Genomic DNA, 25,750 nt, shown 5'->3' on the forward strand with positions numbered 1-25,750 from the left:
CATGTCGTCCGTCTCAGCGCCCCGGTACCTGACGCGCTTCCAGTGCCTCGCGGACGCGTGCGAGGACACGTGCTGCGCGGGGCTCGTCGTGCCGGTGAGTGATGCGCGCTGGCGCATCCTTCGCGACGTGGTGGCCGGTGGGCCCGATGCGGCGCGAGTCGAAGCGCTCGTGCTGCCGGACCCGGGCAGCGGCTCGGGCGCGGAGGCCGCGTACATCACCAAGCGCGAGGACGGGAACTGCTCATTCCTCGACGAGCGCAAGCTGTGCGCGCTGCACCGGAAGTATGGCGAGGTCGCGCTGCCGGATGCGTGCGCGATGTTTCCGCGCGTGGCGACTCGCAGGGCAGGGCGGCTGGAGGTGACGGGCTCGTTCGGCTGTCCCGAGGTGGTGCGGCTGTGTCTGCTCGCGGAGGATGCGCTGGAGCAGGTGCCCGTGGACGCCTCGCTCGCGGCGCGGCCGGAGATTGCCCGGGTGCTGGGGGACGAGGACGCGTGGTCGGTGCACTCGGAGCGGGTGCGCGCCGTGGCGCTGCGCATCCTGGAGCGGCGTGAGCATCCGTTCGCCTCGCGGCTGTTCATGCTGGGAGAGCTGGCACGGCGGCTGGGGCCCTTCTACTTCCGGGGCACCGAGGTGTTCCGGGAGGAGGGCGCGGAGGCGCTGTTGACCCAGACGCTCGCGACGTTCGAGGACGCGGAGACGCTGGCCGCGTTGCATGCGGCGGTCTCCCAGGTGTCGCTGCCTGGAGGACCGTGGGCGGGCATCTGCGGCATGGTGCTGAGGTCGCGCGTGGGGGCCGTGGGCAGCGAGCGATTCAGTGGCTGGGCTCGCGCGGTGCTGGCGTCCTACGGAGGGCCGCAGGCGGCGCCGGACGACGTCTGGGCCCGTTATGCGGCGCGCAGGGCTCGACTGGAGCCCGTGCTGGGCGCGCGCGTGGAGCAGTACTTCCGGCACCACGCGGTGAACCACTGGTTGCGCCATCCATTCACCGATGCGCCGTCGGTGCTCGACTATGTCTTCAAGCTCGCGCTGCGGGCGGCGGTGTTGCGCTGGGTGCTTCTCGGCCATCCGACGGTGGTGGCGCTGTGCGAGCGCGACGACCTCGCGGCCACGCCAGAGGTCCGCGCCCAGCTCGACGCGGCGGCGGTGGAGTGCTTCCAGTTGAGCGCGAAGCACCTCGAACAGTCTTCCGAGTTGCACACGCTCGCCCAGGGACTCTCGGGCGGCGCGGGGCCGGACTCGCTGCCCCGGATGCTCGTGCTCCTCCAGGGCCTCTGAGCCTCGGGCTCAGGTCGCCGCGCGCGTCCGCACACGCGGCCGACCTTCGGCGGGAGTCTCCGCGCGCTCAGGTCGCCGAGCGCGGCTTCGCGCCCAGCCGCTCCATCGCCTGACGGAACACGGCGTAGTCCTGCGCGCCCTGGATGCCGAAGCGGTCTCCGAGCACGAACGTGGGCACCGCGCTGACGCCCATCTCCCGCGCCTCGCGCACCGCGTCGTCCACCACCTTCTCGAAGTGTCCGCCCTCCACGGCCTGCTGGAGCGCGTCCGGCTCCAGGCCCACTTCCTCCGCCGCGCCGCGCAGCGTCTCCCACTGCCAGAGGTCCTGTCCCTCACTCCAGTACCGACGCAGCAGGGCCGCATGGTACGGCTCCAGTTTGCCCTGGGTTCGCGCGTACTCGGTCGCCTGGTGCGCCCGCTTCGTGGACGGAATGACGTCCCGGTCCACCATCTTCAACCCCGCCTGCGCCGCGCGCAGCTTCAGCGGGTTGTTGGGGTCCTTCATCTTCTCGCGGATGTGCGCGGGCAGGGGCAGCCCCTCGGGCGGCGTCTCCGGGCGCAGGAAGAACGGACGCCAGTCCACCTGGAGGTCGTACTCCTGGCTCAGCTTTTTGACTTCCTGCAGGCCGACGTAACACCAGGGGCAGACGAAATCGGACCAGACGCGGACGGTGACGGGTTCGCTCATGGCCCTCTCATTAACCCGGGCATACACGGGCCGCTCGCATGTTCCGAGGCCCCAGGGTGGACAGCGTCCAGAGGAGCGGGCACGGTCCACCCCCGTATGCCCCCAACCCGAGCGCTCGCCTGGAGGCCAGCGCCTGGGTCCACCCCAGGAGGACACCTTGTCGCTGTCGCTTGTCGCGGCCCTGGCCATCGCCGCCTCTCCGGCGCCCGCCCGGCCCCAGCCGTTCACCCACCACGACATGATTTCGATGCGCCGGCTGAGCAACCCGCGCGTCTCCCCGGACGGCAAACAGGTCGCCTACGTCCTGCGCTCCACCGACCTGGAAGCCAACCGGGGCCGCAATGACTTGTGGCTCGTCAACATCGACGGGAGCGGCTCGCGCCAGCTCACCTCGCATCCCGACTCGGACTCGGACCCCACCTGGGCCCCGGACGGCAAGAGCCTCTTCTTCCTCTCCTCGCGCGGCGGCTCCTCGCAGGTGTGGCGCCTGCCCGTGGACGGCGGCGAGCCCCTCGCCGTGACGAAGCTTCCCCTGGACGTGGGCAGCTTCCGCCTGTCCCCCGACGGCACGCGGCTCGCCGTGTCCATGGACGTGTTCCCCGACTGCACCTCCGGGCTGGAGTGCAACACCCAACGCGAGACGGAGCGCTCCAAGCGCAAGTCCACCGGCCGCACCTACGACAAGCTCTTCGCCCGTCACTGGGACACGTGGAAGGACGGAAAGCGCTCGCACGTGTTCGTCGTCCCCGTGGCCGGCGGCACGCCCGTGGACGTGATGAAGGGCATGGACGCGGACGGCCCCACCAAGCCCTTCGGCGGCCCGGAGGAGTACACCTTCACCCCGGACAGCAAGAGCGTGGTCTTCACCGCGCGCGACGTGGGTCGCACCGAGTCCTGGTCCACGGATTTGGACCTCTTCGTGTCCCCGGTCGACGGCAAGGCGAAGCCGCGCAAGCTCACCGAGAAGAACCGCGCCACCGACACGAGCCCCGTCTTCAGCCCCGACGGCAAGACGCTCGCGTACCTCGCCATGGCCCGCCCGGGCTTCGAGGCGGACCGCTACCGCGTCATCCTGCGCACGTGGCCGGGTGGCCAGGAGCGCGTGCTCGCCGAGGACTGGGACCGCTCCGCCGGCTCGCTCGCGTGGAGCCCGGACAGCAAGACGCTGTACGCGTCCGCGGGCCACATTGGCCTGGTGCCCCTGTTCGCGCTGGACGTGGCAAGCAACCAGGTGCGCCAGCTCACCAAGGACGGCACCGACGACTCACCCCAGCCCGCGGCCAACGGCAGCCTGGTCTACGTGCATGACGACCTGGACTCGCCCGCGGACCTGCATGTCCTCAACGCGGACGGCACCTCCAAGCAAATCACCCAGGTGAACCAGGACGCGCTCGCGCGCATCCGCTTCGGCGGCTTCGAGCAGTTCGAGTTCCCCGGCTGGAACAACGAGACGGTGCGCGCCTACGTCGTGAAGCCGGTGGACTTCGACCCGAAGCGCCAGTACCCGCTGGCCTTCCTCATCCACGGCGGACCGCAGGGCTCCTTCGGCAATCACTTCCATTACCGGTGGAACCCCCAGGTCTACGCGGGCCGGGGCTACGTGGCGGTCATGGTCGACTTCCATGGCTCCACCGGTTACGGGCAGGCGTTCACCGACTCCATCCGTGACGACTGGGGCGGCAAGCCGCTGGAGGATTTGCAGAAGGGCCTGGCCGCCGCGCTGCAGCGCTACCCCTTCATCTCCAAGGAGAAGAAGTGCGCGCTCGGTGCCAGCTACGGCGGGTACATGATCAACTGGATTGCGGGCAACTGGCCGGACGGCTTCAAGTGCCTGGTCAACCACGACGGCATCCTCGACGAGCGCATGGGCTACTTCGACACCGAGGAGCTGTGGTTCCCGGAGTGGGAGCACAAGGGCACGCCGTGGGAGAACCCGGAGGGCTACGGCAAGCACAGCCCCATCAACCACGTGGCGAAGTGGAAGACGCCGATGATGGTGGTGCACGGCGGTCAGGACTTCCGCGTCGTGGAGACGCAGGGCCTGGGCACCTTCACCGCGCTCCAGCGCAAGGGCATCCCCTCCAAGCTGCTCTACTTCCCGGAGGAGAACCACTGGGTCCTGCGTCCCGCCAACAGCATCCAGTGGCACGACGAGGTGCTGGCCTGGCTGGACCAGTGGACGCGCAACTAGGCGCGTGACACCCCGGGGCCCGCGTCAGGCGAGCGGGCCCCGGTGGCCTCTTCTTTAGGGAACGACGAAGCAGTCGTCGATGCAGCGCTCCAGGTACTCGGAGCAGCTCTTGTCGGCGGCGCAGTCGGCACACTCCGCCACGGCGTCCTTCCGGTCGTCGGAGTCGCGGTCATCCACCCAGTCGTTGATGGTGTCCGCGCACTTTCCCGTGTCGAGTTTGGAGTCGAAGCACTCCTTGCGATGGTCACAGATGGTGTCGGCGTTGCTGGAGCAGCCGGTGAGCACCGCGCTGAGCGCCAGGAGGGTCGTCACTGCGAGGTTTCGGATGGACATGGGGCGGTGTCCTAGCGCACCCAGTCGTCTTCGGGAAATAGCCCTTCTTGCTCAGTGTCGAGCGGCCTGCCGTGGGGGCTGAGGTCGGACGACCTTGACGTGACGCGGAGGGGGCGGTGGTGGGCGGGGAGGGGATGCGGTGGGACGCGCGTGTTCGCGCTCGGGCTGCCAGGGCCAGCGGCCCTCGAGCTCCACCGTCAGGGTGAAGCTGAGGAACGTCCGCACCAGGACGATGAGGCCCAGCACCAGGACATCGCGCAAGGTGGGCTCGTTGCTCACGGTGCGCAGGATGTCGGCGGCGACCAGGAACTCGAGGCCGAGCAGGATGGCGCGGCCCAGGTTCAGCCGGAAGAGGCGATAGGCCTCGGCGGGCGGGAGCCCCCGGTGCCGGAACAGCATCGCGAAGAGGGCGATCAACGCGCCCAGGACCATGGCGCCGACGCCCGCGGCTTCCATCAGCCGGGCGGACAGCGAGACGAGCGGCCGGATGTCCATGACGACGCCTCCCCGGCTGAACCTGGACACGGCGAGGGCGGGCCTTCAGTGGCGGGCAGGCCCCTGCCTGTCGGCTCGCTCTCTGCCTGCTCCAGGCTCCACGCCGAGGCGCGCCGCGGGGACGAGCGCGCGCCCTGCTTTCCGTGTCGCGCCTCAGCGCCCCGCGTCCGTCGGTCCCGTGGCGGGCGCGGCGGGCTTGCTCGGGGCGCCTCCAGTGGCGGGGACGTTGGTCTCCGACAGCACGCCCTCTTCGCGCAGGAACTGCTGCGCCAACTGGTCGACCTCGGCGGGCTCCAGGCCGGTGAGCACCACCGTCGCCGCCTTCGCGCGGGTCGCCAGCGCCGTCTCGCCCAGCGCGCCGTGGATGCGCGTCAGCGCCACGTGGATTTCGGGGTCGAACGGGTCCGAGGCGAGCGCCTCCAGATAGGCCGTCTTCGACTTCGGGTAGTCCTTGCGGTGCAGGAGGATGCGGCCCAGGTGCACGTTGGTGGCGGGCGAGCCCGGGTGCACGCGCAGGCTGCCGCGCAGCACGGACTCCGCTTCATCCAGCCGCTTCAACTCCAGGAGCGCCAGCGCGTACTTGTTGGAGACGGACTCGTACTTGTCGCCCACCAGCTTGTGCGCCTTGGCGTACTCCTCGGCGGCGGCCTTCACGCGGTTGCGCTCGCGCAACAGTTCACCCAGGTGCGCGAACTTGCGCGCCGGCACCTCCGCCACCTCGTTGAAATCGCCGAAGGAGATTTCACGGCCCTTCTTCTCGCCGTCCTCCTTCGACTTGTTCTTCGCGTCCTCTTTCAGCACCACGCGGTCGTCGCGCGGCACCAGCTCCGAGGGGAAGGGCTGCTTCTTGATGTGCGAAAGCCACGTCTTCTCGAAGAGGGCGAAGGGCATGCCCATGGCCGCCTCCACCGCCTTCTTGTCCGTCTGCCCGGCCTTCAGCTCGTGGACGACGGCGCGCAGCCCGGCCGAGCCCTTGGACTGGTGCACGTAGTCGATGGCGTAGAACACCTCCGCGAACGCGGTGGCCGCGTCCTCCGCGGTGGGCAACAGCGCGATGGACGGGTGCATCTTCTCGAACGGGATGAGCGTGTCCGCCTTCACGCGCTTGCCCAGGAGCGCCTGCGTGGACGGCGTCATCGCCAGGCCCGCCTTGCCGCGCCAGCGCGACTCCAGGAACTTGGCCAGGCCCTCGTGCAACCAGATGGGCACCGTGTTGCGGCTCATCTGACTGACGACCAGGTGGATGTACTCGTGCGCCAGCGTGTCCTGCCAGTCGTAGCCCTGCGCCACGGCCTTGGGACTGGTCACCATCAGCTTGTTGAACTTGCAGATGGCGATGGTGCCGGTGGTGCGAATCTGCTTCTCGGTGAGCGTGCTCACCTTGGACAGCTCGCGCGCGTTGTTCACCACCTCGACGCGAATCTTCCCGCCCGGCGGCGTCCAGCCCAGGTCCTCCGCCATGGCCCGGTGGATGGCCTCCAGCGTCTCCAGCGCGTAGGGCACCAGCACCGCTTCCTTGCCCTTCGGATAGAAGAAGATGAAGTGCTCGCTCTCCGCGCGCTCGTGGCTCTTGACGATGTCGCGCGTGTCCTTGGCCAGCCGCAGGTAGCTGCCCGGCTTGTCCTCGATGTTGGCGCCTTCCAGCAGCCCCACCGCGTCGTCGTAGCGGCCCTCCTCGAAGGCCACGCGGCCCTGGTAGTACTTCAAGGGCTCCACGTCGGAGGGAATCAGCTGCTCCACCGCGGCCAGCTCGCGCTTCGCCCCGGGCACGTCCCAGTCGTCCAGGCCCTGCTCCACCTGGCCCAGGCGCGTCTTCACCTCGTCCTTGAGGGAGGACGCGTCCTGCGCGACGGCGGGCGCGGCCACGCCCAGTCCCAGGGCCAGCGCGAGGGCCACCCAGCGATTCATCCGGCGGTCTCTCACTTCACCAGCTCCTCGTAGTAGCGCTTCACCTGCTCGCGGTACTTCTCCGGCGCGCCCTGCTTCATCGCGTCCAGCAAGTCCTTGCGGAACTCCTTGGGGGCCTGGAACGCATCCTCATCGGGCAGCTCCACCTCGTCCTTCGGGTCCCTGCCGGAGTTGCCCTGCTTGCGCCCGCTCATCCCACCGGGAAGCGGCAGTCCGCCCTTGCGGCCCTTCTGGCCCTGCTGCATCTGCTGCTGGAACTGGCGCAGGCCCTCCAGCGCGGCCTGCTGCTCGCCGTAGCCCCGGCCCGGGTCCTTGCCCTGCATCCGCTGCGCGGCCTCGCCCATGCGCTGGCCCACGCCCTCCATCTGCTGCGCGGCCTCCTCGCCGAACAGCGGCGCCGTCTGCTCCATCTCCTCCATCTGCTGGCGCAGGTTCTGCGCGCGCTGCTCCAACTGCTGCTGCTGCTCGGAGAGCTGCTGGAGCTGCTGCTTCTCCTGCTGGGAGAGCTGCGAGCCCGGGGGAGGGAAGAGCGACTGGAGCTGCTTGTTCACGTCCTGCACGTTGCGCGCGTCGCGGTCCAGGCGCTGGGCCAGCTCCGAGGACTGCTGCCGCACCTCGGGCGGGTTGCCGAACATCTCGTCGAGCTGCTTCTGCTGCTCACCCATGCCGGCCAGCTGCCGGGCCGCGTCCTCGGCCCGGGCGGCGGCCTCCGCGGCCAGGTCGAAGTCGTTCACCTTCAGCGCGCTCTCCACGTTGCGCAGCTCCGACTGGGCCTCTTCCAGCGGCCGGGCGGCGCGGCTGTTGAGGTGCTCCGGGTTGAGCTTGTCGTAGCTCTGCTGGGCCTGCTGCACCTTGCGCATCAGGTCGTTCTTGATGGACTCGCCGCGCTCGGAGAGGCGCTCCTTGTTCTGCGCGCGAGCCTGGTCTCGCAACTGTCGCGTCTGCTCGGCCACGCGCTGCTGCTCGTCCACGGTGCCCTTGAGGTTCTCCATGAACTTGCCGAACTTCTCCGCGAGCTCCGGGTACTGCTCGCCGCCGAACTCCTCGTTGGCTTCGTCCAGGCCCTTGAGCATCTCGTCCATCTGCATGCCCAGCTCTTGAAGCTTCGCGAGCGCCTCGTCCGTCTTGCCCTCGCGCATCAGCTTCTCCACCTCGTCCAGGGCGCTCTGCATGTCCTGGTCCTTCATCATCTCGGACAGGGCCTCGGCGTTGAGGTGCTCGTCGCGGATGCCCTTGCGCATCTCCGCCATGCGCTGCATCAGCTCCTGGATGCGCGCCTTGAGCTGCTGAATCTGCTCCATCACCGCCTGGCGCGCGGCCTCGTCGGGGTTGGCCTTGAACTGCTCAATCAGGCGCGACAGCTCTCGGCGCTCGCCGGCCAGCTGCTTGCCCATCTCCTGGAGCGCCTCCAGCTTCTGCCGGTCCAGCAGCGCCTCCAGGTAGAGGATGTCCTTCTCCAGCTCCGCGATTTCCTCCGTCACCACGCCGGACAGGCGGTTGCCGGTGCCCCAGTCCTCGCCCCGAGCGCGCTGGGTGCGCAGGTAGAGGCGGCGGAAGTCCGCGGTGCCGTTGATGTGGCTGCCCAGGGACTCTGAGATGTTGGCGAGCGCGGAGACCAGCTCGGTGGGCACATCGCGCTCGCGCGACAGCGTCTGCGCCAGGGTGCGCATGTCGGTGATGAGCTGCTGGCCACTGGTGTCCACGGACGCGGCGGTGGCGATGGCCTGGGCGTCCTTCTGCTTGTCGCGGTCCGGGCCCTCCAGCCGGTCCGCCAGGTGGTCCACCATGCGGCCCCACAGCTGCTCGGCCTTCTCCAGCGCGGCGCGGTGGTGCTCGGCGGCGGAGTAGATGCGCAGCACCTGCGTGCGGCTGACACCCTTCTTGGGGCCGTCCACCGCGTCGTTGTCCTGCGCCTCGACGAAGTAGGTAATCCGGTCGCCGGCGTCCATCTTGAGCGAGCCCAGATCCCAGGTGTACGTGTCGCGGCTGCGCCGGCCGTCCTCGCGACGCAGCGGCACGCGCGTGTCCTTCTGCGCGCCGGGCGTGCGGAAGACGAGCGACAGGCCGGACAGGCCGTAGTCGTCGGTGGCTTCGTACTTGAGCGTCACCTTCTGGTTGGGGTCGACCTCCAGCTCCGCGGCGGGCGTCATCAGCGTCACCTGGGGCGCCTTGTCCGCCTCCACGGTGAGGGGGATGTCGGGGCCCACCGCCAGGGGCTTCTCGCGCCGGGCGTAGAAGACGAAGTGGTAGTGGCCGGTCTGCTTCGCGATGAAGGTGCCTTCCAAATCGCGGTTGCCGGTCACCTTGAGCGGCACCGACTCGGTGTTGATGACCAGCTCCGCGCGCTCCACGGGGCGGTCCGAGCGCGTCTTGATGAGAATCTCGGTGCCGGCCGGGGCGCTCACGGCGCCGTCGGTGCCGGGCACGGTGCGCTGGGACAGGCCGGTGTACGCGGGGTAGCGGTACGTCAGCTCGATGTCGCCGGTGATGGGTTCGACCTGCGTCGGGGCCTCCGGAGCGCGCGCCACCTCGAGGATGCGCTTCAGGCCCGCGGCCCACTTCTCACTGAAGAGCCCCAACACCAGCGCGAGCACCAGCAGCACGCCGCACGCGGCCAGGGCGCTGCGCTGCACGGGGCGTCCGTCGACGATGGAGCGCACGTCCACGGTGCGCACCCGCGTGTCCATCTGCGCGAGGAAGGCCTCCGCCAGCTCCGGCGAGCCGTTGGCGTGTCCGCCCTGCTCGCGCCGCAGCTCCACCGCGGCCAGCACGTCCAGCGACAGCTCCGGCCGGCGCTGGCCCACCAGTCGGGCGGTGAGCAGGTCGTCGCCCACCCGTCGCCGCGCGAGCCACAGGCCGAAGACACACGCCACCGCGGCGCCCACGGGCACGGCCATCCCGAGCAGCGACCCGCCCAGGCGCGGGGCCACGAGTCCCAGCAGGCCGCCACCCACCCACAGGAGGCAGGCGGCCATGAAGCCCAGTGCGAGGCCCTGGAGCCACAGGTACCGGCGCTGCCGGGTGCGCACGGCGGAGAGCAGGGCTTCCACGCCACGGCCCCGCGAGGACCTGCCCACCAGGGTGGGCGAGGCCGGAGGCGGAGGTGGCTGGGGCGGCAGCTCGGGGCCTGGGCTCTGCGGGGTGTCGAGGTTCACGCTGTCCTGTCCGCTCAGTGGCGAGGCAACTCCCGGCGGAGGTGCCTATTTCCCGATTCTCTAGCAACGTCCGACGGGCCGCGAGGTGCTTGGGCCCACGGATTTCACCCAGGATGGGCGGGGCTGTCCGCCGCCGGAAGCACGCGACCGGCGGAGGGTCCGGGAGGCAACGCGGCAAATGCCCCCGTTCGTCCCGTCCGAGTCCGCCAAGTGCCCGTCATGACTCGCGAGTGGGGGACGCAGCCCCTTCCCTCGGACTGGGCACCGGGGGACACGGACGCCGGGTCGGCGGGGCCGCGAGACGAAGTCCCACCCTGCCTCGGGTCTCTCGGCGGTGGGGTGGGGCGCGTCGAGGGTCCGCCCTGAACGCCGCCCTGACGGCGGTGATGGGGCGCGTCGCCCACGCTGAACGCCGCCCTGACGGGCCAGGGGTTCGTGGAGAGGCGGGGAGGGGGCCGGGAGCGTCGAGGGCCTGCGCGGAGGCGGCACCGGTCGACGCTCGTGGAGTTTGAAGCGACCGAGCGGAGGCCCGCCGAAGGGGCGGGCCGTGACACGCCTGTTCAGCGAGCGTCCGACTTCTTCGCGGTCGGGTCGGCGAGGTCCTCTTCCGGAGGCGGCACGCCACCCAGCTCCTGGGCGAGCGCGGTGAGCACGTCCTGGGTGCAGAGGATGCGGTTGCGCGACATCCGGGAGAGGACGCGCGCCACGGCCGACTCGACGGTGCCCTCGGAGGGAACGTCCAGCCCGCGTCCAGTCTCCGTGAGGGCGAACAGCGCCTTGCGTCCGTCCAGCGGGTCCGACTTGCGCTCCAGCAGGCCGCGCTTCTCCAGCCGCTTGAGCACGCCCGTCAGGGTGCTCGGGTGGACGTGGAGAATCTGGGCGAGCGTGCCGGCGGTGATGCCCGGGAAGCGACCCACCAGGCGGATGACGAGCCGCTGCGGACCGGTGAGGCCCAGCGTCGACTCCATTCGCTTCGAGGTGGATTGGAGCCCGTGGTCCACGGCCCACAGCAGGCGCATGAACTCGAGCACTTCTCCGAGCGGCGGGCCCTTGGGCCGCTCACCTTCCTGGGGTTCAGGCTCCCCACTGGCCGTGTCCTTCATGACTTCATCTTCCCTCACCTGCCGCCTCCCTGTCTCTGCCAAGTCTTTTGAGTCGCAGGAGGTCTATCTCTTCGCGGTCCCCCCTGCCGTGTAGATTTCGTTGTGTATCAGTCACCGGCAAGACGTGGGTGAGGCATTCAGCGCCCGCCAGGTCTGCCTTCCAAAGCCCACGCCCGGAAGCCCTCGAAGGGGGCGCCCGTCTGCCCACCTCGTGGGGTGGGAGGCGGGGGCGCCCTGCCCGAGCGCCCCCGCTCGGTGGAACAACCCTGGGCGCCCCTCCCGGACCCGGATCCGGGAAAGGGGCCAGCGGGCCTACGGGGCGGGCGCCACCGTGGGCTTCGACGCGGGCGCCGGCGCCTTCTGTGCGGGGGCGGGGGCCGGAGCCGCGACGGGCTTGGGCTCCTCGGGCTCGGGAGGCATCTCCACGCTCTTTCCGCGCTCCTGGGCGATGCGCCGGTACCAGCTGTCCGGGTACTTGGGGTGGTTCACCTTGCCCTGCTCGTCGCGGACGTTGCCGTCGATGTACTTCACCAGCAGCGTCTCCCCGAGCTTCTTCCAGCGCGCGTGGACCTTCTCGCCCTGCTGCACCGAGTAGGTGGTGAGGTACTGCCGCGCCTCTTCCGGGCTGCGCTTGTAGTGCTCCAGCGCCGTCTTCTCGATGTCGGCCTGGTCCGCGAGGAACTGGCCCTCCAGCGCGCCCTGCTCCTTGTGCACGTCCACGGAGATGTCGCTCCAGCGCGCATACGCCTGGTTGGACACCCAGTTGAAGACCCAGAAGGAGGAGTCCCAGGAGAACGCCCCACGGCTGGCCACGCCCTGGGAGAAGTTCCTCGGCACCTGCCGGATGCCCGCGTACATCGGCGTGTAGACCGTCATGGACGTGTCATCCACGCCGAACCAGAGCACCCCGCCGATGGGCGCCGGCATGGAGGCGCGCATCTGCGCGACGAAGGAGAAGCCCGTCTGCTGCGTGGAGATGGCGCGCTCGTGGACGTACTTCTTGCCGTCCACCTCCCACGTCATCGGCCGCCAGCGGTAGGGCGCCGCGTAGGGGCCCGCGCCCACGTCCTTGGACATGTCGAGCGGCGTGTTGTCGAAGTGGTCCCGCATCAGCGACATCACGTCCTGCACGGACAGCTTCTTGTCCGGCTTGACCCACAGGGGAAGCCGCTTGGCCGGCGCGGAGCCATCCGCGTACTCCGGACCGTAGTTCTTCGACGGCGCCGCGCGCCGGAAGATGCTCCACACCCGCGCCTCGGAGAAGCGCTGCCCGCCGAAGTCGAGCGGGTTGTACGTCTGCGCGAAGCTGAAGTCCTTGTCCGCGCCCTTGAACCAGCCCTTCTCGCGCGCGAAGGAGACGACGTCCGGCGAGAACAGCACGTTGTCCGGGTCGTTCATCGGGAACTGCTCGATGCGCGCCTGGTTGGCGTGCGCGGTGATGTGCCCTTCCGGCAGCCGACGAGCCACCCACACCGCGCCCTTCTGACCGGCGCCCTTGCCAATCAGCTCCAGCAGCCACGCCTCCTTCGGGTCGGCGATGGAGAAGGACTCACCGGTGGACGCGTAGCCGTGCTCGGCCACCAGCTTCGTCATCACCGTGATGGCCTCGCGGGCCGTCTTGGAGCGCTCCAGCGCGATGTAGATGAGCGAGCCGTAGTCGACGATGCCCGCCGGCCCCTCCAGCTCCTTGCGGCCGGAGAAGGTGGACTCGCCGATGGACAGCTGGTGCTCGTTCATGTTGCCGACGACGGAGTACGTCACCGGCGCCTCGGGGATGCGCCCCAGGTGCTTGCCGGTGTCCCACTCGATGATGTCGCGCATGGCGCCCGCGGCGTGGCGGCGCGCGGGCGTGTAGTACAGCTCGCCGTACAGCTCGTGCGCGTCCGCGGCGTAGGTCATCAGGGTGGCGCCGTCCGCCGTGGCTCCCTTGTTGACCAGCATGCTGGTACACGCGAGCACGGGCGGAGCAACCAGCGCGGCCGAGACGGGCAGCGCGGTGAGCAGTCGGGGCAGTCGTCGGTTCATGGCGGCGGATGCTCTACCAGCCGGGTTCCAGATACAAACCTCACGTGCACCGCGCCTGGCCGCTCCCCCGGCGCGAAGCCGGGACTCGACAGGGCCACCGCCCGGGCCACGAGGTAGACCCGGGCGGCGACCCCACTCCCCAGTGAATGGATGCGTCGTGTCAGTTGTTCGTGGCGACCACCTCCTTTCCTTCGGGAGGCGGAGGCACCTGCTCGACCTTCAAGGTGGTGGGCCCGCTCAGCGTCAGGTGCGGCTTGAGCTTGAGGAACTTCTTGCGCCCGAAGCCCTTCACCCGCACCAGCTCCTCCACGCGCTGGAAGGGGCGCTTGCCCCGGTGCTGGATGATGCGCTGCGCCGCCGAGTCACCGACCCCCGGCAGCAAGTCGAGTTCCGCGGCCGTCGCTTCGTTGAGGTTCACCACGCCCGAGTACTGAGTGCGCAGCCGCGCCGCGTCCGCCACGCCGGGCTTCCCCACCAGGAGCACCAGCGCCAGCAGTCCCCACGCGGCTCTCACGAGTGGCCCCCCACTGGCGCCGCGTCCAGCCCCACCTCGGGCGCGTACCGTCCGCCCACCCCCGGCGTGTCCCGCTTCTCCGCCGCCTCTCGCACGTGCAGCTTGCCGTCCAGCGGCAGCACATCCAGCAACACGTTCAGCGAGCCGTCCTTGTTCACGAACGCGCTTCCCGCCCGCACCCAGATGCTCCCGCCCTTGCCCTCGCGAATGGAGAACACCGCCAGTCGCTTCCCCGCCATCAGCATCTTCCGCCTCCACACTCCACACCGCGCCACCACGGCGCGACCGCCTCGCCGGCTCGACCGCCTGAGGTCGACACCTGCTTGAGCAGTCGCCGTGCCAGGGCCGTCTCCCTCGGAGGAGCGTTCTGGCCCCCGTGCAAGCATCCGCGAGGTGTCCCACCGCGAGGACGGGCGAAGAGGCTCCAGTGGCTTCTCAAGAGGCAAGAGCGCGTCGGCACCCGGTTCCACGCATCAGGGGTGGGGGCACGCGAGTCGGCGTGGAGGTTCGGGGGATTCCGCTCGACGGCACCCGGCACCACGCATCAGGGGCGGGGGCCCGCGAAAGGTGCACGTGCGTCGGCGTGGAGGTTGGGGGGATTCCGCTCGTTGGCACCCGGCTCCACTCCGCGACGGCATGGGGCTCGCGAACGGTGCACGCGCTTTGGCGTGGAGGTTCGGGGGATTCCGCTCGACGGCAGGGCTGGCGTGAGAGAAGTGCACCTGCGTCGGGAATGAATGGGCTCCCGGTTTGCTAAGACGCCCGCCGACGCATCCCCCGTCGTCTGGAGGTCGCATGAAGGCCGTCGCCGCCGTGCTCGTCCTGCTTCCCTGTCTCGCGCTCGCGCAGGAGCGTGACTTCTCCCAGGTGGAGGTGCGCGCCACGCCGGTGGCGGGCAACATCCACCTGCTCCAGGGGGCCGGCGGCAACATGGCCGTGTCGGTGGGGCCCGACGGTGTGCTCCTCGTGGATGACGACTTCGCCCCGGTCATCGACAAGGTGCGCGCGGCGCTGAAGACGTTGAGCAAGCAGAAGCTCGTCTATGTCCTCAACACGCACGTGCACAGCGACCACACGGGAGGCAACGCGGTGCTCGGGCGCGAGGCGACGCTGGTGGCGCATGACGCCGTTCGCGCGCGGATGTCGAAGCCGAGGGTCCGCCGGGGCGAGACGCTGCCTCCCGCGCCGGAGCATGCGCGCCCCGTGCTCACCTTCCAGCAGGGGCTCAGCCTCTGGTTCAACGGCGAGGAGGTGCGGATGACGCACCTGCCGTCGGGCCACACGGATGGCGACAGCGCGGTGCTGTTCGTGGGCAGCAACGTGCTGCACCTGGGCGACCAGTTCTTCACGGACCGCTTTCCCGTCATCGACCTGGAGGCGGGAGGCAGCGTGGAGGGCTACGTGCGCAACGCGGAGGGCGTGCTCGCGAGCCTGCCCTCCGGCGTGCGCATCATCCCGGGCCACGGCGCGCTCGCGGGGCGCGAGGACCTGGAGCGCTTCGTCGCCATGCTGCGGGAGACGACGGCGCTCGTGCGTCGCAAGAAGGTGGCGGGCCTGACGCTCGACCAGGTGAAGGCAGAGGGCCTGCCGGAGAAGTACCGGAGCTTCGGCGAGGGCCACGTCAAGACGGAGAAGTGGCTGGAGGTCGTCTACACGGGACTGGGGCTGGTGGGGCAGGGCAAGCGCCCCTGATGAGTCCAAGGTGGACCGTCGCGACTTCATCCCGCCCTGGCTCCGTGGGAGAGTCCCCCGCGTCCCGTCGTTCCGAGGTGTCCGCGTGAACCGCTCCGTCTTCGCCGCCCTGTTCCTCCTGGGCGCGCCCTCCCTCGCCGCCGCTCCCGCCGCGCTATCGCCCAGCTCCGCGAAGGCTCGCGCCATCCACGAGTCGGCGCTCATCATCGACACACACGTGGACACGCCCCTGCGCATGCTCGGAGAGGGCTTCGATTTGGGCTCCCAGCCGCCCAATGGCCAGGGGCACCTGGACCTGTCCCGCGCCCGCGCCGGCAACCTGGGCGCGGCCTTCTTCTCCATCTGGGTGGAGCCCAAGGAGTTCGCCGGCCAATACACCCACCAGTCGCTGCGCATCATCGACTCGGTGCTCAGCGCCGTGGAGAAGCACCCGGATCAGATGGTGCTCGCCCTGTCCTCGAAGGACATCGTCGCCGCGCGCGCCGGCAAGCAGAAGAAGCTCGCCACGCTCATGGGCGTCGAGGGCGGCCACTCCATCCAGAATGACCTGGGCGTGCTGCGCGACTTCTACCGGCTGGGCGTGCGCTACATGACGCTCACCTGGTCCAACACGAACGAGTGGGCGGACTCGTCGGGCGATATCAGTGACGCGTCGGTGAAGCACCACGACGGCCTCACCGACTTCGGCCGCGACGTCGTCCGCGAGATGAACCGGCTGGGCATGCTCGTGGACATCTCCCACGTGTCCGACAAGACGTTCTTCGACACGCTGAAGGTGACGCGCGCGCCCGTCATCGCGTCGCACTCGTCCGCCCGCGCGCTCACCAACCACCCGCGCAACATGACCGACGAGATGCTCAAGGCCGTCGCCACCAACGGCGGCGTGGTGATGGTGAACTTCTTCTCCGCCTTCATCGACGACACCTACCGCACGTCCTACGCCGCCATGGCCACCGAGCGGAAAGCCGCCCAGGACGCGGTGGAGGCGAAGCACAAGGCCTCGGACCCCGTCACCCGCTACCGCGCGAACTCCCAGGCGAGCTGGGAGTGGGCCGCGAAGGTGCAGCGCCCTCCGCTCGAATCCCTCATCAACCACATCGACCACATCGCCAAGGTCGCGGGCGTGGACCACGTGGGCCTGGGCTCGGACTTCGATGGCATCAACTCCTCGCCGCAGGGCATCGACTCGGTGGCGGACCTGCCGCGCATCACCGAGGCGCTGGTGGCCCGGGGCTACACCCGCGAGCAGCTCCACAAGATTCTGGGCGGCAACCTGCTGCGCGTCTTCCGCGAGGCGGAGCGTGTCAGCCGTGAGCTGCGCGCCCCCCCGAGCGTCCAGCGCTGAGTCATCCGCGACGGGCGCGAGGGCAGACTGGAGTCCGAGGCCCATGTCGCCCGTCCGCCGGAGGATTGCAGGCGCAGCGCGTCTTTTCCGGTGCGCCTGCCAGAGTGCGTCAGTGCGGTGAGGTGTGTTTGTCCCCGGGGCTTCCCGCGCGCACACACGAGACGCTAGCCTTCAAGTCATGGCATCGGGCGTCGTGTTGATTCGGCTGGGGCTCGTCGCCGCCCTGTGCCTGGGCGGGGAGGCGCGCGCGGCGGACCGCGGCGGCTCGTGGCTCGCCGTGGCGCGTGTGGCCTCCGAGGAGGATGGCGCCCTGCTCGAACGCGTGCGCGGCCAGAGCAGCGACCTGCCCGTCGAGCTGCGCGCCATGCCGGGCCCGTCCATGGAAGGCTCGCCCCAGGCGCAGTGGCGCTCCGTCGTCGAGCTGGCGGATGTCCACCAGGCCCGCGCCGTCCTCTGGTTCCAGCGCTCGGGCTCCGAGCTGCGCGTCCACTTCGCCGAACCCGGCAGCCGTCACCTCTTCGTGCGCACCGCGCGGCTGGAAGGTCAGCCCGGCGCGCTCGAGTGGTCCGCGGGCGCCGAGGCCGTGGCGCTCGTCGTGCGCTCCGCCCTGCGCGCGGTGGAGGCTGGCACGCCCCTGGGGGAGGTCGTCGAGGTCGCCGCCCCGCTGTCCGCGCCCGCCACCCCCGAGCCCGAGCGTGAGCCCACGCCCATGCCGCCGGAGCTCTGGGCCGTGCCACCGGCTGCCCTGGACTCGGTGCCGCTGCGCTGGGAGGTGATGGTGGGCGGGATGATGACGCTGGATGGGTATGAGCGGTCCGGCCATCGGGGCCTGCTGCTCGCCTCCGGCTGGGAGTTCCGCAGAGTGCGCCTTCGCCTCCAGGTCCTCGCGGGACTGGAGGCGAAGCTGCCGGATGGCCGCACGGACGTGAAGCTGGAGCAGTACGCCGGAGGGCTGTGGGTGGACACCCCGCTCCTCGAAGTGGGGAGCCTGCGCTGGGGCGTGGGCGCGGGAGTGGGCCTGCTCATCTTCGGTCGCAGCACGGAGTCGTATTTCCTGGGCATCGAAGCCGCCAAGCCGCGCTTCATCCCCGCGCTGCTGGCGGGGCCCGACACCTCCCTGCGCTGGCGCTTCTCCCAGTGGATGGGCGTGGAGGCCACCGTCGCCGCCGATGGCGTCCTGGGGCGGCCCCGGCTCGGTTACTCCGAGGACGGAAACTTCGTGCCACGCAACGAAGGCTGGGCGGTGCGGCCAAGGTTCGCCCTGGCGCTGGTGTTGTTGCCGTGAGTGGGGATGACCCGTTTTCGGCTCGACCTTCCTCCATGGGGTCGATGACGAGCACGGGACGGGAAGCCATCGGCAGAGCACGTCCTGGAGCGGACCCCCGCATCCAGGCGGCCATCCAGGGGCGCAGGGAGGCCGCCGAGTCCTTGTTGATGGAGCTGTTGCCTCGGGTGCGCAACCTCGTCCGCTATCTGGTGCACGGGGACGGGGAGGTGGAGGACATCGCCCAGGAGGCGCTCATCGCCTTGCTGCGGGGGCTCTCCACGTACCGGGGCGAGGGGCAGTTCCAGTCCTGGGTGGACCGGGTGGTGGCTCGCACGACGTTCGCATGGCTGAAGCGCGCCCGGGGCAACGAGGCGCGGCGCGTCGATGAGTCCGCGGAGTTGATGGCGGTGCCTTCCGAGGATGCGCCCCCGGATGAATACGTGCATCGCCGTCGCATGGTGATGTTGTTGGACCGTATCCCCGACGAGCAGCGACATGCGATGGTGTTGCATCATGTGCTCGGCATGAGTGTGCCGGAGGTGTCGGACGAGCTGGGAATTCCCTTCGAGACGATTCGGAGTCGTCTGCGGCTGGGGCGCGCGGCGCTCCGCGCACTGGCGACCGAGGACGGCGGCGTTCCGGATGGAGGCGCGGAATGAGTCGGCTCCTGGATGAAGAAGGGCTGCCTCCGGGGATGCTCGCGCCGCTGGACGAGGACCCGGGGCCTGCTCGTCGACTGTCTCGGCAGAAGTCCGCGGCGCTGGTGCAGGCCGCGGTGCTCGCCGCCCTGGACGCGCCTTCGCCGCCTCCGCGTTCCCGTCGCCGGCACGAGTGGTTGATGGGAGGGGCGCTGCTCGTGGTGGGCGCGGCGGCTGTCGCGACATGGCACATGTCCCGCCGGAGCGATTCGCTGGCGCCCGTCGAGACGTCTGTCGTGGCGGTGCCCGCAGTCGTCGAACCCGTGCGCCCCGAGCCGGTGGTTCCGGCGGTCGACTCGGAGCGGGCCGAGGTTGCCGGCGTCATGCGGACCGGAGCGGAGGCCGGCGGCGACGTGGAGCGGGCCGAGGTTGCCGGCGTCGGAGTCACGCGGACCGGAGTGGAGGTCGGCGTGGCACGGGCCGAACCCGACGTGGCCGGCGTTGGCATGAAGCAGACCACGACCGGAGGGACGGAGGTCGGCGTGCCTCGGACCACTCCGGACGTCGCGGTCCCTTCGCCGTCCGCGAAGCTCCGTGGGACGGAGATGCTCCCCAGCGCGCCCGCTCCAGAGGACTTGTTGCGCCGGGCCAATGGTCACCGCGCCACGGGACAGTGGAAGGCCGCGGAGGCGCTCTATCTGCGCGTCATCCGGACCGACCCGCAGGGCATGTCCGCGTATGTCGCGCGCGTGGCCTCGGGCTCGCTGCGGCTGGAGCACCTGGGCGATGCGCGAGGGGCGCTGCGTCAGTACCAGGAGGCCCAGCGGGGCTGGCCTGGGGGCGTGCTGGAAGAAGAAGCGAGCCACGGCGTCACGGAGGCCCTGCGGGCCCTGGGCGACAGGGACGGCGAGGCGCGGGCGCTGGAGTCCTTTCTCGCGCGCCACCCCGATTCGCCCCATGGAGTGGCGGCTCGGGCCCGACTGAGGGAGATTTCAGGTCGATGACTCGCGCCTTCGCATCGCGGTGGAAGCGTTCTCCGGGCAGGTTCGTCCTGCTGGGCTGGCTCGTGGTGGGGGCCGCGTGCACGGTGAGGGACCCGGTGGCCTTCATCAACACGCCGCACAGCGACGCGGGCCCGGTGGCCTCGTCGGACAGCGGGACGACAGGGGAGGGCGAGAACCCCTCCGATGACCCCGCGGCCTTCTGTGCCTCCACGGGCCCGCTGCTGCTGGTGGGTGACAGCGTCACCGGCGCCAAGGTGTGCAGCGGTCACCTCGCGGAGCGCGCCTTCCGTTACGCGCTGTGCTCGTGCGACAGGCTCGCGTTCAGCGCCACGCTCACCACGGATGCGTTCCGTAGCTCCATGGGCAAGTACGTGCCGGGAGGGCAGGGCGGCGCGGTGGCGACGAACGGCGGCGTCGCGGCGAACGACACGCTGAAGCTCGGCGGTGGGCTGAGCGCGGGCGGCGCGGATGGAATCTCCCTGGGACGCGGCCTGTCGGTGGGCGGTGGCCTGTACAGCGGAGGTCCGCTCACGGGCAACGTGTCCGCCCAGGTGACGGGGGATGCGTGGGTGCGCGGTGACGTGGGTCTGGCGTCGCTGACGGTGGAGGGCAAGCTGGCCGTGCCCGCCGAGCGCATCATGTCCGGCACGGTGACGGCCTCGGAGGTGCTGCGAGAGCCGGTGGACTCGGTGGCTCCGTGCGCGTGTGATGACGCCTCGCGGGTGGACATTCGCGGCCTCATCAGCAGCCACGCCGAGAACAACCACAACGAGGCCATCGGCCTGGATGCCTCGTCGCTTGCGGGCTTCAATGGGGAGCGCACGCTGGAGCTGCCGTGCGGGCGCTTCTTCCTGACGAGCATCGAGGGACAGGGGCGGTTGAACCTCGTCGTGCGCGAGCGCACCGCGCTGTTCGTGCGAGACGATGTCGTCATTGGCGAGCGGCTCTCGGTGGAAGTGGTGCCGCCTGGAGAGCTGGACTTGTTCATCGGCGGCGACGTGACGGTGGCAGGGCAGTTCCTCCTGGGCTCCATCGACGCGCCGGCCCGCGTCCGCGTCTATTCCGCGGGCACGGGGACGCTGGGCATCTCCGCGGGCAGCGTGCTCGCGGGGAACTTCTACGCGCCCGGTGCCACGCTGACGCTCAGTGGCAACGCGGAGGTGTACGGCTCCCTCTTCGTGCGCCACATCGAGTCCTCCGGCGCATTGGCGCTGCACTACGACGCGGACGTGGCCACGCTGGGGAGCGCCTGCGGCCCCGAGAAGTGAGGCCCGGATTGTTTCACCGTGGCTGGCGATGGGGTCGGGTGTGCGACCCGCGAGGTTCCCCCCGCGAAGGCGCCCTCGTGGACGTGTGGGGGTGGACAGACGGAAGGGGCGTGCACAGCTTTGCGAGCGCACCTTCCTTCCGGCCTGGAGGACCCTCGTGCTCCACCGTTTGTCCGCGCTGATGGCTCAGCTTCGGGAGGACCGCGAGGCGCTGCTGCGCGATGTCGGGTGGCCCGTGTTGGTGTGGGACTCGATGCCGAGTCGCCCGCGCCCGGTGTCTCCGGTGGATGCGCCGACCTTGATGGGCCCGTCGCCCTCGCGTGTCGTGGAGCCCGTCGTGTTCGAGCTGCGGCCGCGCCTTCGGGGAAGTGGTCCCGAGGTGACGGTGGGACGCAGCCCCGAGTGCGACATCGTCCTGCCCGAACCCACTGTGTCGCGTCAGCACGCGCGGTTTCGTCCGGAGCCGCACACGGAGGTGTGGAGCGTGACGGACCTGGAGAGCCACGGCGGCACGTATCAGGAAGGCGTGTTGATAGTGCCGGGCCGCTCCTCGCCGCTGTTCAGCCGCGCGTCGTTGCGACTGGGTGGCGCGGAGGTGGTGTTCCTCCAAGCGAGTGCTTTCGAGCAGTACGTGCGCTCGTGTGCCGCGCTGTCCCGGGTGCGCTTGACGCGACGGAGGTGACCCCCTAGAAGGGGTGCGCCCTTGGGTGCCCATGTCGGGCTTTCAAGAGGGAAGCCGGTGCGAATCCGGTGCGGTCCCGCCACTGTGATTGGGCAGCCCTGAGGACAGGGCCGGGGACTTCGGACAGTCGCCACTTCGGCAGCGGCCTTGAGGCGCTCCGGGGGAAGGCGGAAGCCCCCTTCCAGCCAGACGCGCCGTGCGCCTGAGGCCGGAGCCCATCAGCCAGGAGACCTGCCCAGGGGTGCGAACGTGTCGCGTGGCGACACGTGCGGACGGCCTTCTCTCTTCGATGGAGAGAGCGGAAGGCGGAGCATGCGGCGCACCTTCCTCGTTGGGCACCTGGTGTGCCTGGCGCTCAGCCTCCCTGTCGAAGTCCGTGCCCAGGTGCCGGACGATGCCGCCGCGGAGCCGGACAGCTCCCGTGTGCGCGCCACCGTGGTTCGCGGCAAGTCGCCGCCACCGCCGGACTCGCCCGAGCGCAGGGACCCGACGGGCGCCATCACCGTCATCGATGCCACCGCTCGCGCGGGCGAAGCGCGCGACACGGCGGAGCTGCTCGTCGGCTCGGTGGGCCTCGCGGTGCAGGACTCGGGGGGCTACGGCCAGAGCAAGAGCCTCGTCGTCCGAGGCGCCGCGTCGAACGGCGTGCTGGTGTTCCTCGATGGAATCCCGCTCAACGGCGCGGGCGGCATGGCGGACCTGTCCCAGGTTCCCGCCGCGCTGGTGGAGCGCTTCGAGGTGCTGCGCGGTGGCGCGGGCGCCCGCTATGGCTCGGGAGGTCTGGGCGGTGCGGTGAATATCGTCACGCGCGCGCCCTCCTCTCACACTCGCGCCAGTGGTGAGGTCACCTACGGAAGCTGGAACACGGCGCTGGGACATGTCGCGGTGACGGGCCCGCTGCTCGACGGACATGGACTGGTGTTGCTCCATGCGGGGCGCTCGGATGGAGACTTCGCCTACGAGCTCGATGAACTGCCCGCGGTGGACGACAACCCCGTCACCGCCGAGGCCCGTGCCCGCAACGACGCGAAGGGTGGCGGCGTGCTGCTGCGCTACCGGCGTCGACTGCCCGGAGGCTCGCGTCTGGATGTGCTCTCCGAGCTGGCCCTGGAGGACCGCGCCATTCCCGGCACGGTGCAGAATCCCCAGTCCGCCGGGCGACAGGACCTGGACCGGCTCTCGCTCGGGGTGCGCTGGTCGGGAGCGCTCGGTGGCACGGGCACGCAAGGCAGCGCGCGAGGCTTCTTCCGACGCGATGGCCTGGAGGTCACAGGCGGCCTCCTCGGCGCGGGAGGCCCGCAGCGCCACCTCGTCGGCGGCGTGGAACTGGAGGGGCGTACTCCGCTGGGCGGTGCTCACACGCTGACCACCACCGTGGCTTCCTCCAGCGAGCAGGTCACCGAGGCCCGGGGCGCGCAGTCCGCGGGCTGGTGGCGCGGAAGCGTCATGGTCATGGACGAGTGGGCCCTGTTCGGCGGCGTGCTGGACGTGGTGCCCTCGTTGCGGCTGGAGCGCGTGGGGCCCTACTGGCTCTTCTCTCCGAAGCTCGGCGCGGCGGTGTCCCTGGGCGGTGGCTTCGGGCTGCGCGCCAACGCGGGACAGTCCCACCGCGCGCCCTCGTTCCTAGAGCTGTACATCCGCCAGGGCACGCTCCTGCCCAACCCCGGCTTGAAGCCCGAGCGCGCCCTGTACGCGGACGCGGCCCTGGTCTGGGACTCCGAAAAGCGTGTCTCGGGTGCGCCCCGTTGGAGCGCGACGGCGGGCGGCTTCGCGGCGTTGTACGAGAACCTCATCGCCTACGAGCTGTATCCCCCGATGATGGCGCGGCCCTACAACTTCGACGCCGCCCGAGTGTGGGGCGTGGAGCTGGAAGGCGAGGCCCGGCCCTTCTCCTGGCTGTCCGCGAGCGGCAGCTACACGTGGCTGCGCACGCAGAACCGCCTGGGCGACCCACGCTTCTACAATCAGGACCTGCCCTACCGCCCGCGCCACAAGTGGGTGGGCCGCGTGCGCGCCGGGCCCGACTGGCTCAACGCCCGCACGGAGGTGCTGTACCAGGCCACGCAGCTCGTCAACCGCACCGGCACGCGCGGCCTGCCGTCACGCACCCTCTGGAGCGTGGGTGCCTCCAGCACCTTCCTGCACGCTCCGGACGTCACCCTGTCGGTCGAGGTGAAGAACCTCCTCGACTCACGGGCCCAGGACTTCACCGGCTTCCCACTGCCAGGGCGCGCGGCCTACGCGACGCTCGCGGTGTCGCTCGAGCCGAACCCCACGTCGTCTCCCTCCTCCGAGGACTCCCATGCCCCGCGCGCTCCGTCCCCTTGAGTCCACGCCGCTGGCGTTGCTGTCGGTCTGTCTCCTGGCCCTCGTGCTCACCGGCTGCCCGGATGAAGGCGTGGTGTGCACCGCCGGCCTCACGGTCTGCGACGGCACCTGCGTGGACCTGCGCGGCGACACCGCCCACTGCGGCGCCTGTGGCAACACCTGCTCCACGGGCGAAGTCTGTCAGGACAGCGTCTGCGGCTGTCGCGCTGGCACCGAGTCCTGTGATGGCGCCTGTGTCGACACCGCGACGAACGTGGCCCACTGCGGTACCTGCGGCACGGCCTGCGCCACAGGTCAGGTGTGCGAGGCGGGCGCGTGTCGCGAAGGTTGCTCGGAGGGGCTGCTGCGCTGCGGTGGTGCGTGCGTGGATGCGCGGACGGACGTGCTGAACTGCGGCGCGTGCGGCGTCGCGTGTCCGGACGTGCAGTCGTGTCACGCCGGACGGTGCGCATACGACGTGGTGACGGCGTGCTTCACGAACGGACAGCTCGTGGGCATCCAGGCGGGAACGGACCAGCTGGGGCCCCGGCGCGAGTTCGGCGCGGGTGTGCAGTCGCTCGCGTCATGGGACGGCTTCGTGCTGGCGGCGGACATGACGAACGGCAAGCTGCTCCAGGCGGCGGGAGGCAACCTGGGGACCCTCGTCGAGGAGGACTCGCTGGGCGTGGTCTCCGGCTCGCCCAACGACATCCTCGTGGACCCGCCCTACGTGTACGTCGTCGACTCGGTGAACAACACGCTCCAGGTGCTCAAGCGCGAGGGCACGGCGCAGGGCAATGGCCTGGGCCTGCGCACGGTGGGCCAGGTGAACCTGGGCGCGAACACCAGTCCCCAGGCGCTCGCGCGCTTCGGCGATACGCTCTTCATCCCGCTGTTCGGCACCGCGAGCTCCAACTTCCAGCACGGCAACGCCGTGGCGCGTGTGGACATCTCCAACCCCGAGCAGCCGCGCAAGGTGGACACGCTGTCGCTCGCGGGCCTGGACCTGAAGCCCTTTGGCGGAGGCCCGGTGATGCCGCTGCCGTACTCGGTGACGGCGACGCGCTCCGCCGTGTACGTGGCGCTCACCAATCTGAATCCCGCCAATGACTACCGTCCCAACGGGCCGGGCATGCTCGCGCGAATCGACCCTTCCACCGGCGCGATGAGCGCCATCGACCTGGGCGCGGAGCGCTGCCTCAACGCGGGCTACGTGGAGGCGGTGGGGGACCAGCTGGTGGTCGCCTGTATCGGCGAGGCCCTCTATGACCCGGAGAATGGCTACATCGCGACGTCCGTGCGCTCCACCGGGTTGGTGCTGGTGAAGGACGACACCGTCGTGGCCTCCTACGCGCTCAACCCTGGCTGTCAGCCGGGCGCGCCCGGGTGTGTGCTCTCCGTGGCCAGTCGCTTCGCGGTGGCGAAGGGCTCGGTGTACCTGGCGGATACCAACGCCGGCCGCGTCTTCGTGGTGGAGGTGGGAGACGGCCGCCTCACCGAGCGTCGTGGCTACTCCACGCCCGAGGCGAAGGGCCCCGCGCTGGAGGCGTGCCCGTTGGACCCGCGTCGCCCCGTGTCCAATGCCATCGACGTCACCGCGCTCCATTGACAATGCCGGTCACCCGCCATATCCCCGCCGGCGTCCTCGGTGCTGACGTGGAAACACGGCGGCTCTAGGGAACCCGGTGTGAATCCGGGACTGCCCCGCAGCGGTGTGCAGGAACGACCGCCGTCACGAAGCACTGGTCCCTCCATGGGGCTGGGAAGCGACGGCCACTAGGTGGGTGCCCCCGGGGCATCCGCGCCTGCGAGTCCGAAAACCTGCCAAGGACCCGTGCCCTTCGGGCACGGACATCACC

The 25,750-nt window shown here is 70.2% G+C and carries 20 protein-coding genes and 2 riboswitches; of the genes, 11 read left to right on the forward strand and 9 right to left on the reverse strand.

Going from position 1 to position 25,750, the window contains the following annotated elements; all coding sequences use genetic code 11:
- The first annotated feature begins 1 nt into the window (after position 1).
- Entirely contained in the window at positions 2-1,276 is a 1,275-nt protein-coding gene (gene fliB / locus HUA76_RS12375; RefSeq protein WP_174460927.1) for a flagellin lysine-N-methylase, read from the forward strand.
- 67 nt (positions 1,277-1,343) lie between these two features.
- Here fliB and HUA76_RS12380 read toward each other — a convergent pair whose 3' ends face one another.
- Positions 1,344-1,964: a DsbA family protein gene (locus HUA76_RS12380; RefSeq protein ID WP_141649156.1), complete on the reverse strand. Its 621-nt coding sequence runs from the start codon at positions 1,962-1,964 to the stop codon at positions 1,344-1,346.
- A gap of 157 nt (positions 1,965-2,121) precedes the next feature.
- Here HUA76_RS12380 and HUA76_RS12385 point away from each other — a divergent pair, with 157 nt between their 5' ends.
- Positions 2,122-4,155 (forward strand): S9 family peptidase, encoded by a 2,034-nt coding sequence (locus tag HUA76_RS12385; RefSeq protein ID WP_141649157.1) that lies wholly within the window; start codon positions 2,122-2,124, stop codon positions 4,153-4,155.
- A 54-nt stretch (positions 4,156-4,209) separates the two neighbouring features.
- On the opposite strand, the gene HUA76_RS12390 is transcribed toward HUA76_RS12385, so the two are convergent.
- The 8 genes from HUA76_RS12390 to HUA76_RS12425 form a co-directional block, all read right to left on the reverse strand.
- The gene (locus HUA76_RS12390; protein ID WP_141649158.1) at positions 4,210-4,488 is read right to left on the reverse strand and encodes a hypothetical protein; all 279 of its coding nucleotides are present in this window, start codon (positions 4,486-4,488) and stop codon (positions 4,210-4,212) included.
- A gap of 51 nt (positions 4,489-4,539) precedes the next feature.
- Entirely contained in the window at positions 4,540-4,983 is a 444-nt protein-coding gene (locus HUA76_RS12395) for a DUF1622 domain-containing protein (protein WP_174460928.1), read from the reverse strand.
- 153 nt (positions 4,984-5,136) lie between these two features.
- Entirely contained in the window at positions 5,137-6,891 is a 1,755-nt protein-coding gene (locus HUA76_RS12400; RefSeq protein WP_174460929.1) for a peptidase MA family metallohydrolase, read from the reverse strand.
- Positions 6,892-6,902: 11 nt separating this feature from the next.
- Positions 6,903-10,046, reverse strand: coding sequence for a DUF4175 family protein (locus HUA76_RS12405; protein WP_174460930.1), 3,144 nt, complete (start codon positions 10,044-10,046; stop codon positions 6,903-6,905).
- Between the two features lie 560 nt (positions 10,047-10,606).
- The gene (locus HUA76_RS12410; RefSeq protein ID WP_141649414.1) at positions 10,607-11,149 is read right to left on the reverse strand and encodes a MarR family winged helix-turn-helix transcriptional regulator; all 543 of its coding nucleotides are present in this window, start codon (positions 11,147-11,149) and stop codon (positions 10,607-10,609) included.
- Positions 11,150-11,461: 312 nt separating this feature from the next.
- Positions 11,462-13,174, reverse strand: coding sequence for a dipeptidase (locus HUA76_RS12415; protein WP_141649415.1), 1,713 nt, complete (start codon positions 13,172-13,174; stop codon positions 11,462-11,464).
- 160 nt (positions 13,175-13,334) lie between these two features.
- On the reverse strand, positions 13,335-13,688 hold the full coding sequence (locus tag HUA76_RS12420) for a helix-hairpin-helix domain-containing protein (RefSeq protein WP_141649416.1): 354 nt from the start codon (positions 13,686-13,688) through the stop codon (positions 13,335-13,337).
- The gene (locus HUA76_RS12425) at positions 13,685-13,933 is read right to left on the reverse strand and encodes a hypothetical protein (RefSeq protein WP_163863983.1); all 249 of its coding nucleotides are present in this window, start codon (positions 13,931-13,933) and stop codon (positions 13,685-13,687) included. Before HUA76_RS12425 ends, HUA76_RS12420 begins: the two co-directional genes overlap by 4 nt.
- Before the next feature lie 550 nt (positions 13,934-14,483).
- On the opposite strand from HUA76_RS12425, the gene HUA76_RS12430 reads away from it, so the two are divergent.
- The 9 genes from HUA76_RS12430 (at position 14,484) to HUA76_RS12470 (ending at position 25,500) form a co-directional block, all read left to right on the forward strand.
- Positions 14,484-15,380: an MBL fold metallo-hydrolase gene (locus HUA76_RS12430; RefSeq protein WP_174460931.1), complete on the forward strand. Its 897-nt coding sequence runs from the start codon at positions 14,484-14,486 to the stop codon at positions 15,378-15,380.
- Between the two features lie 85 nt (positions 15,381-15,465).
- Positions 15,466-16,725 carry a dipeptidase gene (locus tag HUA76_RS12435; protein ID WP_174460932.1) on the forward strand — a complete coding sequence of 420 codons (1,260 nt, stop codon included), beginning with the start codon at positions 15,466-15,468 and terminating at the stop codon, positions 16,723-16,725.
- Positions 16,726-16,903: 178 nt separating this feature from the next.
- A complete protein-coding gene (locus tag HUA76_RS12440; RefSeq protein ID WP_174460933.1) occupies positions 16,904-18,010 on the forward strand; it encodes a hypothetical protein in 1,107 nt (368 codons plus the stop codon).
- A 44-nt stretch (positions 18,011-18,054) separates the two neighbouring features.
- On the forward strand, positions 18,055-18,651 hold the full coding sequence (locus HUA76_RS12445) for an RNA polymerase sigma factor (protein WP_174454381.1): 597 nt from the start codon (positions 18,055-18,057) through the stop codon (positions 18,649-18,651).
- On the forward strand, positions 18,648-19,634 hold the full coding sequence (locus HUA76_RS12450; RefSeq protein WP_174460934.1) for a tol-pal system YbgF family protein: 987 nt from the start codon (positions 18,648-18,650) through the stop codon (positions 19,632-19,634). Before HUA76_RS12445 ends, HUA76_RS12450 begins: the two co-directional genes overlap by 4 nt.
- Entirely contained in the window at positions 19,631-20,902 is a 1,272-nt protein-coding gene (locus tag HUA76_RS12455; protein WP_174460935.1) for a hypothetical protein, read from the forward strand. The genes HUA76_RS12450 and HUA76_RS12455 overlap by 4 nt, the downstream gene beginning before the upstream one ends.
- 157 nt (positions 20,903-21,059) lie before the next feature.
- Positions 21,060-21,584, forward strand: a complete 525-nt coding sequence (locus HUA76_RS12460) for an FHA domain-containing protein (RefSeq protein WP_141648015.1) — start codon at positions 21,060-21,062, stop codon at positions 21,582-21,584.
- 6 nt (positions 21,585-21,590) lie between these two features.
- Positions 21,591-21,838, forward strand: a riboswitch (cobalamin riboswitch).
- A gap of 58 nt (positions 21,839-21,896) precedes the next feature.
- The gene (locus HUA76_RS12465; protein WP_174460936.1) at positions 21,897-23,912 is read left to right on the forward strand and encodes a TonB-dependent siderophore receptor; all 2,016 of its coding nucleotides are present in this window, start codon (positions 21,897-21,899) and stop codon (positions 23,910-23,912) included.
- Positions 23,887-25,500, forward strand: coding sequence for an MXAN_6577-like cysteine-rich protein (locus tag HUA76_RS12470; protein WP_174460937.1), 1,614 nt, complete (start codon positions 23,887-23,889; stop codon positions 25,498-25,500). The genes HUA76_RS12465 and HUA76_RS12470 overlap by 26 nt, the downstream gene beginning before the upstream one ends.
- A 20-nt stretch (positions 25,501-25,520) precedes the next feature.
- Positions 25,521-25,735: riboswitch (cobalamin riboswitch) on the forward strand.
- Positions 25,736-25,750 lie beyond the last annotated feature (15 nt).

The organism is Myxococcus sp. CA056 (assembly GCF_013336715.1).
Classification (GTDB): domain Bacteria; phylum Myxococcota; class Myxococcia; order Myxococcales; family Myxococcaceae; genus Myxococcus; species Myxococcus llanfairpwllgwyngyllgogerychwyrndrobwllllantysiliogogogochensis.

Coding starts and splice junctions, on each gene's coding strand:
- fliB (WP_174460927.1), top strand. CDS start 2: ATGTCGTCCGTCTCAGCGCCCCGGTACCTGACGCGCTTCCAGTGCCTC.
- HUA76_RS12380 (WP_141649156.1), bottom strand. CDS start 1,964: ATGAGCGAACCCGTCACCGTCCGCGTCTGGTCCGATTTCGTCTGCCCC.
- HUA76_RS12390 (WP_141649158.1), bottom strand. CDS start 4,488: ATGTCCATCCGAAACCTCGCAGTGACGACCCTCCTGGCGCTCAGCGCG.
- HUA76_RS12395 (WP_174460928.1), bottom strand. CDS start 4,983: ATGGACATCCGGCCGCTCGTCTCGCTGTCCGCCCGGCTGATGGAAGCC.
- HUA76_RS12400 (WP_174460929.1), bottom strand. CDS start 6,891: ATGAATCGCTGGGTGGCCCTCGCGCTGGCCCTGGGACTGGGCGTGGCC.
- HUA76_RS12410 (WP_141649414.1), bottom strand. CDS start 11,149: ATGAAGGACACGGCCAGTGGGGAGCCTGAACCCCAGGAAGGTGAGCGG.
- HUA76_RS12415 (WP_141649415.1), bottom strand. CDS start 13,174: ATGAACCGACGACTGCCCCGACTGCTCACCGCGCTGCCCGTCTCGGCC.
- HUA76_RS12425 (WP_163863983.1), bottom strand. CDS start 13,933: ATGCTGATGGCGGGGAAGCGACTGGCGGTGTTCTCCATTCGCGAGGGC.
- HUA76_RS12430 (WP_174460931.1), top strand. CDS start 14,484: ATGAAGGCCGTCGCCGCCGTGCTCGTCCTGCTTCCCTGTCTCGCGCTC.
- HUA76_RS12440 (WP_174460933.1), top strand. CDS start 16,904: ATGGCATCGGGCGTCGTGTTGATTCGGCTGGGGCTCGTCGCCGCCCTG.
- HUA76_RS12445 (WP_174454381.1), top strand. CDS start 18,055: ATGACGAGCACGGGACGGGAAGCCATCGGCAGAGCACGTCCTGGAGCG.
- HUA76_RS12450 (WP_174460934.1), top strand. CDS start 18,648: ATGAGTCGGCTCCTGGATGAAGAAGGGCTGCCTCCGGGGATGCTCGCG.
- HUA76_RS12455 (WP_174460935.1), top strand. CDS start 19,631: ATGACTCGCGCCTTCGCATCGCGGTGGAAGCGTTCTCCGGGCAGGTTC.
- HUA76_RS12465 (WP_174460936.1), top strand. CDS start 21,897: ATGCGGCGCACCTTCCTCGTTGGGCACCTGGTGTGCCTGGCGCTCAGC.
- HUA76_RS12470 (WP_174460937.1), top strand. CDS start 23,887: ATGCCCCGCGCGCTCCGTCCCCTTGAGTCCACGCCGCTGGCGTTGCTG.